Below are 12576 nucleotides of genomic sequence, written 5' to 3'. Positions count from 1 at the left end.
TTCCTATCGGCGAGCTAGCGGTAGCGCGGCGGTCTCCAAAACCGTTTGCCGGGGGTTCGACTCCATCCGCCGGTGCTTTATGTCGCCTATTTCGCGATGGGTCTGGCGCGGTTCTTTGACATCTACACAGCGGAGCAAGACATTTCCCAGGCTCGTCCCCGTCGCCGCACCGGCGGCCTGGGCGAGCACCGGGTCCGGCCGCCACCGTGCGGCCGGACCCACCGGTGAAGATGGGGCTGTCGGAGCCCCACCCGGCTGTAAACCGGGCGTCCTCGTGGCACAGGGGGTTCGACTCCCTCCTTCACCACCTCAAGCCCCCGTAGCTCAGCGGACAGAGCAGCGGCCTCCTAAGCCGACGGTCGCAGGTTCGAGTCCTGCTGGGGGCACCAGGGTCGACGGCCGCGGCCGACTCGGCGCGATCGCGCGGCCGTGGTGAACCCGGCGGACACGTCGGTCTTCCAAACCGAAGCAGCGGGTTCGATGCCCGCCGGCCGCTCGCAACACACCCGCAGCTGCGGAATGCCGGTCAAGGCCGATGGGACTGCTGGCTAGGTCACCGCCCTTTCGAGGCGGGGACCGGGATCGATACCCGGATCGGCTACGCACCAACGACATGCCCCTGTAGCTCAGCTGGACAGAGCGTCGCGCTACGAACGCGGAGGTGCCAGGTTCGAGTCCTGGTAGGGGTGCTGGCCGGCGCGCGACGCGCCGGCGTGCCGGTGCTCACGTGGCCCAGCGGCGAGGGCGCCGCACTGTCGATGCGGCGATCGCGGGTTCGAGTCCCGTCGTGAGCGCTCAAGAACGGCGCGGCCGCGCCGATCGCACCGGATGCGAGGGGCACTGGCGACCCCACCTGATTTGGGATCAGGAGACACTGGGTTCGACTCCCAGGTATCCGACGACGGCCAGTTCTCGAGCGGCACGCGCCGCTCGACGTCCGGCCTTCCCCAGGGCTCGCAGCTGCGATCCCGAAGGGCGCGTTGGTCCAGTTGGCACGGATCCCCGGTTCTCGCCCGGGAGACACGGGTTCGAGTCCCGTACGCGCTACGCGAGGGGTCCCGGCTCGCCTCCACCCCGAGGGTGGCCCCCTCGGGGTGGAGGGCTTCGCCTTCGGGCGCGGTGCTCCAGCCCCAACGACACGTTCCCGCACGGCTCTTTAGCTCAGCAGGCAGAGCACCGGAGTGAAGCCCCGGAGGTTCAGGGTTCGAGTCCCTGGGGAGCCACCACGCATGACCTCGACGGCTTCCGCGCGGCGCGAGCGCCGTCGCGCGGCTCTAGCCCAACCGGCAGAGGCAGCTGGCCGAGGTCCAGTCCAGTCGGGGTTCGAGTCCCCGGAGCCGCACGCGAGCCGACTTGCCGCACAAGCTCACCTGGCCGAGCACCCGTCTCGTAAACGGGAGGCACTGGGTTCGATTCCCAGGTGCGGCTCCACCGCCTCGCCCGGCTCGTCTGGGACGACGGCGACGCCCCTGTAGCCCAACTGGAAGAGGCACCGCGTTCAGGCCGCGGCCAGTCCAGGTTCAAATCCTGGTGGGGGCACGCACATTCCCGGTTGGTGTAGCTGGCAGCACGCCGGACTTTGGATCCGTGAGCCCAGGTTCGAGCCCTGGACCGGGAGCCGGCCGCACCCCGATGCCCGTTGGTCCAGCTGGCACGACACCGCGCTCTGATCGCGGAGATCCGAGGTTCGAATCCTCGACGGGCAGCAACGCCCCCGTGGCGAAACGGCTGACGCACGCGGCTCAAACCCGCGCGCCCGCGGTGGCGGGCATGCAGGTTCGACTCCTGCCGGGGGCACGCACCTTGGAGGGCTGGCCGAGCCCGGAAAGGCAGCCGTCTCGAAAACGGTGGTCGGCGTGACGAGCGCCGCGCAGGTTCAAATCCTGCATCCTCCGCCACACCGCCCATGAAGATGGCGGTGACCTGGGTCGCTAGCTCAACCGCGCAGCGCAGCCGGCTTTTACCCGGCGGGTTCGGGGTTCGAATCCCTGGCGGCCCACTTCGCCCCTGTGGCCCAACGGATACGGCGCCGCCTTCCGACGGCGGAGAGTGCAGGTTCGACTCCTGCTGGGGGAACCACGTTTATTCCCTCGAGGCGCAACAGGCTGCGCACCCGACTGTTAATCGGGCGACACCAGGTTCGAGTCCTGGCGGGGGAGCTGCGTCGCGCCCAGCGTCCCCGTGTGGAGCCAGGGACGACGCGCGATCGGGGGACGCGCCGGAGCGCAGACGATCCTTGCACGATCGTCGTGGTGGGTTCGACACCCACGTCTTCCACCAGTAGCAAGACCCCGCGACGTTCGGCGCGGGGGCGACGTCCTGTAGCTCAGCGGAAGAGCAGCCCGTTCACACCGGGCCGGTCCCGGGTTCGACTCCTGGTGGGACGACTGTGGCCGACGCCGAAGGAGACGAGGCCCCGGGTTGTGACCCCGGGCGAAGCCGGTGCGAGTCCGGCCGGCCACCCCACTTCCCCGCGGGAAGCACCTGGCGGCAGCGCGCGCGGTTCCGCAACTAGCGGGGCCCCATAAGCCCCGCCCAGGTGAATCGACACCACGGCGCGCGGCCCCAGGCCCGGAGTTCACGCCGGAGCTGTCCGACCCACTTCACGACGGTCGTGGCGCGGCCTGCAAAGCCGTGGTTGATCACCGGGTTCGACTCCCGGGTGGGTCTCCGCCGATGTCCTGCTCCGCTGTGGGAGATCCCGACGTTCCACCGGTCGACGGCGGCCGCGCGCAGCCTCGCTGACCGCCCGCCCCGCCCCGCAACCCCGATTCGCGGAACAGGTTGCGCGCACCCAGCGGCGCCGGCCAGCGCGGGCACGCGCATCCGCCCGAACCGGGCGGCACCGACATCCGGGCTCCGCCACCGCGCGGGCCCGATCACCTGACGAGCGAAGGACGTGAGTATGCACGCGAGGATGATCATCACCAGGACGCTGCGCGTCCCGCGCAGCCCCGCGGCCGCCGGCGACGGCGCAGCCGTGGCCCGGCAGATGGACGCGGTCCTGGCCGGAGCCGGGTTCAAGGCCACCGGTGACCTGCTGGAGCACGTCTCCGGGCTGGAGCCGGGGGCGGCGATGGACCTGGCCGTCGACGTCGTCGCGGCGGTCCGCGAGCTGGTCGGCGACCACGTCGCCCACAACGCCTACTTCCGCGACTTCCCGCACGGCGTGCCCGACACCGTCGAATTCTGGGTGCGCTGCCTGCGCGACGCCCTCGTCGCACCGCACGCCCGCGGCACCCGTGCGGCGCCGACCGACGCCGAGCTGCTGGCCGCACTCGACCAGCGCCTGGTGGGGCTGCTGAACCTGCCCCGCTACGGCCGCTACCAGCACACCTACGCCGAGCTGCTCGCCGCGCACGACGAGCTGATCCCCTCGGTCAAGGACCGCATCACGCTCGTGCGGCTCGGCGGCACTCTCGCCGAGGAGACGACCGCCCTGTACCGGGCGCTGGCCGAGTCGACCACTCCGCTGGGCGAGGCCGACCTGCAGCTGCTCGCCGACCTCGCCGAGATCTGCGGTGAGGTCGAGCTGGACGGCGTGCCGGTGCGGGAGAACCGTGCCGTGCTCAACGCCGCCCGCCTCGCCGCGGGCCGCCCGCTGCTGGCGGTGGACACGGTGCTTGACGTGCTGCGCGCCGCGTGCCAGGCCAGCGGCGGCGACGTCACGCTGGCCGAGCCGACCAAGTTCCGCAGCTTTACCCGCCGCGAGCGCCGCGCGCTGATGGCGGCGCTGGACCGCGTCGTGGCCGACGGCGAGGGCAAGCTCGGCGACGTCGCCCGGTTTGCGAACCGGTTCAAGCGCCTCGGCGAGGGCCTGCACCCGCACGAGTTCGACCAGTTCCCGCACGCGGCCGAGGCGTTCGAGGTCGCCCGCGGCCGTGCGGTCACGTCGCTAGCCGGGCGGGCGGAGCTGGCGTTCGCGCGCGGCGATCACGCCGGCGCCGCCGACATCCTCACCGCCGCGCCGGGAATGCTGATGCGATCGCTGGACAGGCTGCTGCGCCACGCCGACGCGCCCGCGCGCGACGCGGTGTTCGAGGCGATGATGCAGGTTCTCGGGAAGGTGTCCGGGCGCGTGCTCTGCTCGGTGCGCGAGCACCTGGCCAACCGCGCCGCGCCGGACGTCGCGCGGGTGTTCACCACCCGCTCCCGCAGGGCATGGGTCACCGCCGACACCCGGCCTCCGCTGCCGGGTGAGGTCATCGCGCACGCCTGTGGGCTGATCGACGCCGAGCTGACCGCCCGGCTCCCGCGGCGGGAGCGCCTGGTGGTCGACCCGGCCGTACTGTCGGTGGCGCTGCCGCTGTCGGGCAAGGCAAGCGAGGACGGGTTCGCCGTGCTGCCCCGCGGCTCGCACAGCCGGATCGAGGGCGAGATCCTGCGGTTCTTCACCCATTGGTGCCAGGCCAGCCAGCACACCGACTTCGACCTGTCCGCGCTGCTGCTGGACGCCGAGTTCCGCTACGCCGGGCACGTGTCGTGGACGAACTACCACGACGGCGGCGCGGTGTACTCGGGCGACCTGACCGAGGCACCGGCACCAGACGGTGCGACCGAGTTCATCGACCTCCCGCTGGGCTCGGTGGCCGCCGCCTACGTGGTTCCGCAGGTCAACATCTACTCCGGCGAAGCCTTCGACGAAGTCGCCGAATCGATGTTCGGATGGATGACCCGCGAGCGCGATCACGCCGGGGCGCCGTTCGAAGCCCGAACCGTGCGGACACGATCGGAGATGCGAGGCACCGGACGAGTGGCCCTGCCGGCGGTGTTCGCTCGCGAAGCGGACGGTGGCTGGACGGCGACGTGGCTTCACCTGTACCTGGCAAGGAACCCGACCTTCAACCAGGTCGAGGGAAACCGGGTCAGCGCGGCCATACTCGCCCGCGGGGTGCTTCAGCGCGATTACCTCACCGTCGGCTACTTGGTCGATCTGATGCGTTCCGCGGGTACCGAGGTGACGATCTGGGATCTCGGCGCCGAGCTGAACGGGCCAGTGACCTTCCTCGGTAGCCAGGCTCCAGAGAACCTGCCGGAGGGCACGGAGGTGATCACGCTCGATCGGCTAAACCAGTTGATCCCGGCCTGAGTAATCCGATATCCTGATCATGCGAGGCAATGAGGGGACTTCCTTCTACTCCCACTGTAAATGGTCTCTAGTGCCCTCCCTCTCCTCGCAACTGACCACAACGATGGCCTGCCGGGATCCCGGCAGGCCATCGTCATCTCCACAGTTGAGCAAACAGGTCATTTTGAAGTGCCCACACATTGGCCGCAACGCAATAGATGAGAGGACGGGTCGATGACTCTGCAGTACGTCACGGGTGACGCGACCCAGCCTGTAACCACCGGAGCCCGGGTGATTGCGCATGTTTGCAACGATCGCGGTGGGTGGGGCAAAGGATTCGTTGTCGCACTGTCGCGCCGCTGGCCAGAGCTCGAAAACGCCTACCGCGCTTGGGCACGGCGTTCCGACTTCTGCCTGGGCGCAGTCGACCTTGTCCGTGTCGAATCCGAAACCTGGATCGCTAACATGGTGGCTCAGCACGGCTACCGCAGTGCCAGCAACCCCGTCCCGTTACGGTACGACGCACTGGAAAAGGCTCTGTCCACTGTCGCCAAACACGCGGGCGAGCTCGGCGCCTCCGTGCACTTGCCCCGCATCGGGTGTGGTCTCGCTGGTGGAACGTGGGAGCACATCGCTCCACTGATCGAACGAACTCTCACTATTCGAGGGATCTCAACCACAGTTTACGACCTTCCGTAGAGCGGACTTCGCAAACGCAGCACAACCATCGGTTTCGGTCGATGCCTAACTCTGCGCCTCGCCGGTCAAAGCCACGCGGTTCGCGCGCCGGTTGAAAACCGCCGTCAGCATTCTAGAATCTGCGCGTATCGGCAACTATGCGCGCTTCGACATTGCAATACCACGGCGGGTATCGGATGAACGTTAACTCCCTATCGATGCTCCTTATCTCAGGGTTTGCTGTTTCCTGGCTAGTGCTGCTCGGGATCCTTGTATGCCATAAGCGACGCCGTCTCGACCCACATCGCTTCTTTTCTTGGACAGATAAGCGCGTGATGATCACGCGCGCTGGAGGACGCTGCGAGCATAAGCCGCTGCTCTGGCCTCGGTGCCCGGAGAAGGGAACCGAGGCCGACCACATCGTTCCGTGGAGTCGTGGCGGTCCAACCGCTTTGTGGAACGGTCAGTTGCTGTGTCGTTACCACAACCGTCGTAAGTCCAACGTCGTTCCCGGACCGCTCTACCGCTGGCGGCTCCAGCGCCGGCGGAGAAGATACTGACCGACGATCGCTGAGGCAGAATGATACTCATCACGGCGTTGCGCGGCGCCGGGTGGGCTGACTCGAGCTGCTGTGCCTGTGACCAACGACTGTTCTAGCGGACCACGCTATCGCCGGAGCGGCCGTACGTCGCCCGTTGACACAACTGCACTGCGCTGGCCCAGGCCGTGGAATGACAGCAGGGCAGGCATCCTGGCGGACGAGCGGAGTGATCCGGACCATCCCCAGGGCAAAGGCGCATTTTCCTTTCTCGAAACATCAGGGCAGACGACGCCTTAGCTCTGCCGTCGAGCTTTGCCTTGATGCCGATCCATTGATGTTCCTGGCATTCACCGCTGATCTTGCGGATGCCGCCTCGGTCTTCATCACCCCACCTCCTCGACAAAGCACTACACGAAGGACACCCATGGGCGCCGACATGTACCTCGCCGCAATCGCCGTTTCGGTCCAGCGCACCGAGCCTCCGGACTTCCATAAGGGACGATTGCTGATCGGATCGATCGACGACGTCACACAGTTCACATTTGACAACACCGACGACGTCGAGAGCAGAATCAGAAATCTGCTGCCTGATCTCGACCCGGCCAGCGACGTACTGGACCCGAACGGGCAGCCATTACTTGAACTTGCTCGACGTGCCTGCCTCTCCATCATCGACGGCCTCGAAGAAGCTTTGGCCTCACGCGAAACTGCCTCGACCGTGGTCGCCGGCTACCGCCTCTACGTGTCCGGAGGACTGTCTTCCGGTGACTCCCCGACAGATGCGGCCGAAAAAATCTGGAACACTAGTCAGTTGCCGATTCCTGTGCTCCAGGAAATGGGATTCGTTCCGGACTGCAGTGAGCCTTCCTTGCGGAATTCCGGAAGTCAGGACTGTATAACGGATACCGACATCGTCGACGCCCTGGCCCTCGGCCTCGGAACCCGCACAGAATGGTCGGGCGATGACTACGAGTGGATTGTGAACATCCTCAGCAAGGTTCGTCCTAAGCCCGGCTATGACCCACCGCTCGAGTACCTCGACGGCTATTCGCGACAGTATGGGTTCGATCCGAGGACGAGTGAATTCCTCGCGCAGAACCTCGGTGAAGAAGTGACAGAAATGACGACCGAGAGCGGCACTGAACTGTCATGAGCGGACATGTAGCCGCCATGAGGTCGATCATCGAAGCGAACACGGCCGGCGGTGAACGCCGGACTACGCAGGTGTTCCAGGACTTCTGTGCCTTGGCCGCCTTCGAGATCAGAGCCGCGGTCGATCGTGCCAATGCCGATCGATGCCGGGACCACTACCTGACGATCGCCGACGGCTACACGGCCGCTGAGATCGAGCACTTCGGACAGGCTCTGGCGCACCTTGTGCAGGAGCTTGACAGAAAGCTCAGCGATGTGCTTGGGGAGCTATACATGACACTTGAGCTAGGTAATCAACGTGTCGGGCAGTACTTCACCCCCTATGACGCGAGCCTTCTCAGTGCGTCAGTGATCGTCGCAGACATGACTCGCAGGCTCGACGAGCTGGACTTCGTGACGGTGTACGAGCCTACCTGCGGAGCCGGGGGAATGATTATCGCCGCAGCCGACCTTCTCGGCCGATCTGACGTGAACTACCAGAAGGCAATTCACGTCACAGCACGCGACCTGGAACTCACTGCCGTGCACATGACCTATATCCAGCTGACCCTGCTGCACATACCCGCGTTGGTCATCCACGGCGACACCCTCACACTCGACCAGTGCGACGTATGGCCAACGCCGGCTCACGTGCTTGACGGCTGGAACAGGCGGCTCTGTAGCCGAGGGTAAGTGGCCGGACCTTGTGGTGAGTCGATATAGGAAATCCGTGAGAAGGAGTGGCGACCAGGATGATGAAGCCGACCAACCCCCATGTCGAGGTCTATGCCAAGTTTCGGCGCCATACCGTCGACCATAGGCCACGTGTGCTTCGCGGCGACGGCGTCTCGGCACCTTCGGGTCTCGAAGCCTGGAGCACACGTCAGAGTCAGATGCACGCGAGTGGCTGCGGCAATCCGAGCAACGTGACATTTTCGGACCAGGCGCATGCTGGGACTGGCACCTGACGACCCGCGACGAGACTTTCGTATTCGCATGCTATTGCGTCGACCTGACGGCTAGGTTTTATCGCCAGCGTGAGGTTGGGCTGTAACGACCGCGACTTCACGACGAGAAAGTCTTGCACTGTGTAAGTGACAGCGCTGTTCCCTGGCCCCGGATGTCGTCAGTGGCATGCGGAATCCGGCGACAACGCGATTCGAAACCGGAATAGGGCAACCTCTCGCCGTATTGCGGCACGGCCGTGACGGCGGTGAGGGTGTGCCGTAGCAACAGGAAGAAGCCTCCCGTGCCTATCAGTTCCACGAGAACCATTGAACATCTCCGTATGTCCCGCAACGACATCGGAGCGATCCTTAATCCCGTGGGCCACGGTAACTGCCCCTGGTGCGGTAACGGAGGCCCGATGCTCGTCGGCGAGTACGGCGTTGCGTGGGGATGTGACCATGCACGCCGACTACCGCCCCTGCATGCCAGCGTGACGCTGACCTACCGGTGCAACCGGTGTTCGCCAGGGCCAACGCTACTGGTAGTGGCTTAGAGACAGATCGCCGGGTAGCGCGCGGCTGCCGCGCTGAGGCACGTATCCACGAAGCTCGTCCCGCACCTGGATGGACGGACCGTCAGCACCATGCCACTGTGGCGCTCTCGCCAGTGGAAGCCGCCTGGAAATCTGTCCGCGCTGGTGCCAGAACTGCGAGAACGATGCGTCAGAATCTACGCAGTCCTGGCAACGCGGCACCGGAATCGTCGTCAATGGCGCGCTTCGTCTCTGAACAGACCATGACAATCCAATCGATAGCGAATAGACTTGCGATATGACTCACAACGATAGGGTGCCGGGCGGCTCCCTTCCCAGGTTCACCGTCAATGTCGTTCCGACGAGCCGCATCTCCGGCGAGTATCTCGGCGCCTTGCTGCAGCGCTACCGGAGCGGTGAGATTAAGCCCTTGATCTTCGGGGATGACAATGTGCCCGAGGCAGCTGTCATCCCGTTCGAGGCGTTCGTGCGTCTCATGAGGAGCGACCACGCAACCTACGTCGGCAAGGAAGCCGAGTTCCAAGGCGAGGTCACACGCCGTGTTCAGGAATCTGATCTGGTTCGCGACACGGCCGCCTCGGCGAACGGTATGACACTGGAACAGCTTGCCGAGGGCCTCGACGAGCCTGCCCGGAGCATGATGTTGAGGCAGCTGGGTGATGAGTGACCGTCGGGATCTCGACTTCGAGGTGTCACCGGGCGTGCAGCAGGATCTGACCGTGCTCAACGATCGTGTACGACGGAATCCCCATGACGTGCGGGCCAGGAATCTCCTGCGGGCGACCATCAACACTCTGGTGGGCCTCAGAAACGGGGATCCGGGAACGAAGAGCCTCGAGTACCTCAGCAGCTACCCGGACCTGTCTGACTGTCGAACCTCCTACATCCACGCAGACCCGACCGCGAAGCCGTCACACCGCATCGTCTGGCGTGATGTCCCCCCAAGAGAACCCGATGGAGTCTTCCGCCGCGAGATAATCGCCGTGGGGGAGCGGGCGAACGGGCGCGTCTACCATCTCGCTGGGCAGCGTCTTGGCCGGCCTGTCGGATACACCCTTGCGGAGCTGTCGGCCCTGGACGAACCCGTAGCGGGCCGTTCACCGGCGCAGCGTGGATTGATGGCTGGCGGCGTGGAGCCTTCCGATGAACCCACGATCTGGCGCGCTGGGCCGTGAGCGAAGGTCGTCAAGTCCTTTCCAGCCGGATGTCGGATGCCCGCCGTGTAGCAAAGTTCTCACGCACGCGCGACCAGCTGACCGTCCTAGCGCGACAGAGCTGGAGCAGCTGGAGGCGATACTCGCCAGTGGTTGGTATTCGGCGACCTGCACCAGGATCATCGACAGTGACTCGCTACCTTCCCCTATACGCCGGTACTCCCAGTGATGCTCTCGCATCACTGGGAGTACCTTTTTTGCCGAGGTATGTGAGCTCGCCTCACAGACAGGACGTCGTTCGGCTACAGTTCCAGGTCCGCCTCAAGTGTTGCTCGTTGGTCCTTTGGCTCGTAGTCCACTGTCTCGATGATCGATTGGCTGCCTGGATCGCATCGTTTACGCACGACCTTGTTGTGTGCAGTGTCGAACTCCCGCTGTGCCGCTACACGGTGCGCGGCGTCGAGCCTGGCATGGACAGTCCTCTCGCCGAACTCCAGCGTCGATGCGACCGACGCCTTCATGGCTAGTTTGGCCGCGTTCACGCGAGGCCTGTTCTGCTCGCGCTGCTGTTCCCAGCGGTTGCGGTCCTCGGGCGTGACGTAGCCGAACATCCGGGCGAAACTCGATCCATAGGAAGAGTGCTGCGGATCGGCCAGCTGGTCGTTGGTCATTGTTCGCCATCTCTCGTTCTGTCGCCGGAAGTTTTACGTCGGCTGCTGTTGGTCGGTGTCGGGTCGTCTGTCCGACCATCCCCAGTCAAATCGGGCGCTCTGCTCTGCGGGTTGTTCGGGTCCCGCGTGGTAGACCCTGGGGCGTGTGCACATCCCGTGGATGAAGCCGGGTGGATCGTCGACCGCGGCCTGCAGTGTCGCCTGCCAGCGTGCGCCGAAGTTGACTCGCAGGACCCTGTCGACACCTGGATGGCTCGCGGCGACGGTCTCCATCGCGTCGGTGAAGGCGTTGGAGTAGACCTCTTGTTGTGCGTCCGGGGGCAATCCGTCGATGTCCATGCTCGCGAGCATGGACATCGATTGGTCGAGTCGGTGCCGGAGGAAGTCTGGTAGGCCGTGGGTGTCCTGGCCGGACTTCCGCGCGGCAAACCCGACCAGATAGCCCATGACGCTACCGCAGTACGCTTCTTGGTCATCTCGCCGCAGCCCGTCGAGCATGGAAACTGCCATCGTGTCCGCGAGCTGGACCTGGTGGGTGTCGGCGTCCATGGGGCGCCGCAGGGTGAACATGGCGTCGTCGGGAATCCGGCGTCCAAGCTGATCGTCGAACTCTCCTGTCCACGTTTCGTAATACCGGTCAGTGCCTGCGATCCCCTCGCGGTGCGAGGGGGCCTTGGTGATCCGGCCGTGGGCGATTCCGTTGAACATCAGCCGCAGCTCGGGTTCGGTCTCCAGGCGCTGGCCGATGATCATCCGGGCCCGGGTGACGACCTCCTGGCGGTCCAGACCGTCGTCGGACATCTGAGTTCGCAGGCGCTGGCGCAATGCCCGGTAGCTTGCGTAGATCTGCTCGCTGTCGCGGTGTTGCTCCCGCATCTTCCAGAACGCGTTCTCCATGAGGGAGACTTCGGTCATCGCGGCCGTTTCGGCTGTGAACAGCTCACGGTTGCCGCGCTCCCGGTGCTCCAGGTCCTGGAGCCGACGTCGCCATTTCGCCGATAGATAGGCGTCGCGGTCGGTCTTCTTCGCTTCGCGGCCCGAGATGAAGACCGGATCATCGGCGAGTGCTGGCCTTTTCCGAATGGCCGCCTCGGTGCCCGCGTCCACCAGTTCGTTGTGCTTCTCGGCCTGCAATTCCGCGGACGCGCGTACCGACGCGGCCCGCGCGTCGAGATGGTCTCGGATCCTGTCGCGCAAGGGTTGGAGATACTGGTCCATCTCGGTTGCGAAGTCGGGTGACAGCATCCGCATCGCGGTCATCATCCCGACGGCTTGGATGATGGCACTGGGACTGACACCGTGTTTCAGCGGTTTGAGACATGCCTGCATCATCATCTGTGTGTAGACCTCGTGCATGGCGTCGATTTCCCGGTCGCGTTCCTCGTCGTTGAAGCCCGGTACCAGTAGTTTCGAGTCCCGCAGAGAGCTCATATACTTCTCACCTGCGGCACGAGTCGCCACCCATAGTTCGCGCAGCGGTTCGCCACTGTGCGAGGCGTCGGGGTCATCGAGCCCCTCCACGGCCGAATCGCGGAACGGCTTGGCAGCCGCGGTGCGCTCCTGCGCTGCCGCGCGGAAGAATTCGCGTGCCCGTTGACGAAGGCGCTCCCGGGTTGAGTTCGGCGCCGCTGATTGCTCTCTCTCGTCGACGATCTCGGCATCCGCCACGTCGTACTCATCACCGGGCCGCCATCCGGCGTAGGCGTTCTGCTGCCCTCGGCCTGGCCGTGGTGCTTGCCGGCCCGAACCCGCTGCTTCCGCTGCAGGGAGGTTCTTCGTCACCCGCCGACGGTGCGCCGGAGCGATCACGAGATCTTTGTTCTCGGCCATG

At 65.4% G+C, this 12576-nt stretch carries 8 protein-coding genes and 19 tRNA genes; 25 read left to right on the top strand and 2 right to left on the bottom strand.

The window, feature by feature from the left end:
- The first annotated feature begins 223 nt into the window (after positions 1-223).
- The 25 genes from AC069I_RS18395 (at position 224) to AC069I_RS18275 (ending at position 10095) form a co-directional block, all read left to right on the top strand.
- A tRNA-Tyr gene (locus tag AC069I_RS18395) sits at positions 224-307 on the top strand.
- A 6-nt stretch (positions 308-313) separates the two neighbouring features.
- A tRNA-Arg gene (locus AC069I_RS18390) sits at positions 314-389 on the top strand.
- Between the two features lie 34 nt (positions 390-423).
- A tRNA-Gly gene (locus AC069I_RS18385) sits at positions 424-496 on the top strand.
- A 119-nt stretch (positions 497-615) separates the two neighbouring features.
- Positions 616-689: transfer RNA gene (locus tag AC069I_RS18380), tRNA-Arg, on the top strand.
- Positions 690-721: 32 nt separating this feature from the next.
- Positions 722-794 (top strand) — tRNA-Asp (locus AC069I_RS18375).
- A 31-nt stretch (positions 795-825) separates the two neighbouring features.
- Positions 826-899, top strand: a tRNA-Pro gene (locus AC069I_RS18370).
- Positions 900-974: 75 nt separating this feature from the next.
- Positions 975-1047 (top strand) — tRNA-Glu (locus tag AC069I_RS18365).
- 103 nt (positions 1048-1150) lie between these two features.
- Positions 1151-1226, top strand: a tRNA-Phe gene (locus tag AC069I_RS18360).
- Positions 1227-1268: 42 nt separating this feature from the next.
- A tRNA-Leu gene (locus AC069I_RS18355) sits at positions 1269-1342 on the top strand.
- 13 nt (positions 1343-1355) lie between these two features.
- Positions 1356-1431, top strand: a tRNA-Thr gene (locus tag AC069I_RS18350).
- Positions 1432-1465: 34 nt separating this feature from the next.
- Positions 1466-1539, top strand: a tRNA-Leu gene (locus AC069I_RS18345).
- Positions 1540-1546: 7 nt separating this feature from the next.
- A tRNA-Gln gene (locus AC069I_RS18340) sits at positions 1547-1618 on the top strand.
- Between the two features lie 15 nt (positions 1619-1633).
- A tRNA-Gln gene (locus AC069I_RS18335) sits at positions 1634-1706 on the top strand.
- A 4-nt stretch (positions 1707-1710) separates the two neighbouring features.
- Positions 1711-1797 (top strand) — tRNA-Leu (locus AC069I_RS18330).
- An 8-nt stretch (positions 1798-1805) separates the two neighbouring features.
- Positions 1806-1898, top strand: a tRNA-Ser gene (locus AC069I_RS18325).
- A gap of 27 nt (positions 1899-1925) precedes the next feature.
- Positions 1926-1999, top strand: a tRNA-Lys gene (locus AC069I_RS18320).
- 87 nt (positions 2000-2086) lie between these two features.
- Positions 2087-2159 (top strand) — tRNA-Asn (locus AC069I_RS18315).
- Positions 2160-2315: 156 nt separating this feature from the next.
- Positions 2316-2387, top strand: a tRNA-Val gene (locus tag AC069I_RS18310).
- 2 nt (positions 2388-2389) lie between these two features.
- Positions 2390-2466: transfer RNA gene (locus AC069I_RS18305), tRNA-His, on the top strand.
- Between the two features lie 439 nt (positions 2467-2905).
- Positions 2906-5089, top strand: a complete 2184-nt coding sequence (locus AC069I_RS18300) for a hypothetical protein (protein WP_478265932.1) — start codon at positions 2906-2908, stop codon at positions 5087-5089.
- Positions 5090-5904: 815 nt separating this feature from the next.
- Positions 5905-6306, top strand: coding sequence for an HNH endonuclease (locus AC069I_RS18295; RefSeq protein ID WP_478265931.1), 402 nt, complete (start codon positions 5905-5907; stop codon positions 6304-6306).
- A 208-nt stretch (positions 6307-6514) separates the two neighbouring features.
- The gene (locus AC069I_RS18290; protein WP_478265930.1) at positions 6515-7441 is read left to right on the top strand and encodes a hypothetical protein; all 927 of its coding nucleotides are present in this window, start codon (positions 6515-6517) and stop codon (positions 7439-7441) included.
- A gap of 17 nt (positions 7442-7458) precedes the next feature.
- Positions 7459-8112 carry an N-6 DNA methylase gene (locus AC069I_RS18285; RefSeq protein ID WP_478265929.1) on the top strand — a complete coding sequence of 218 codons (654 nt, stop codon included), beginning with the start codon at positions 7459-7461 and terminating at the stop codon, positions 8110-8112.
- 1085 nt (positions 8113-9197) lie between these two features.
- The gene (locus AC069I_RS18280) at positions 9198-9587 is read left to right on the top strand and encodes a hypothetical protein (protein ID WP_478265928.1); all 390 of its coding nucleotides are present in this window, start codon (positions 9198-9200) and stop codon (positions 9585-9587) included.
- The gene (locus tag AC069I_RS18275; protein WP_478265927.1) at positions 9580-10095 is read left to right on the top strand and encodes a hypothetical protein; all 516 of its coding nucleotides are present in this window, start codon (positions 9580-9582) and stop codon (positions 10093-10095) included. Before AC069I_RS18280 ends, AC069I_RS18275 begins: the two co-directional genes overlap by 8 nt.
- A 281-nt stretch (positions 10096-10376) precedes the next feature.
- Here the strand turns inward: AC069I_RS18275 and AC069I_RS18270 are convergent, their stop codons facing one another.
- Positions 10377-10745, bottom strand: a complete 369-nt coding sequence (locus tag AC069I_RS18270; RefSeq protein ID WP_478265926.1) for a hypothetical protein — start codon at positions 10743-10745, stop codon at positions 10377-10379.
- Positions 10746-10778: 33 nt separating this feature from the next.
- Positions 10779-12575 carry a hypothetical protein gene (locus tag AC069I_RS18265; RefSeq protein ID WP_478265925.1) on the bottom strand — a complete coding sequence of 599 codons (1797 nt, stop codon included), beginning with the start codon at positions 12573-12575 and terminating at the stop codon, positions 10779-10781.
- Position 12576: the final 1 nt, after the last annotated feature.

This window comes from Amycolatopsis sp. NPDC043885 (assembly GCF_056435685.1).
The sequence above is the reverse complement of the archived record's forward strand: the minus strand, read 5'-3'. Positions and strand labels throughout refer to the sequence as shown.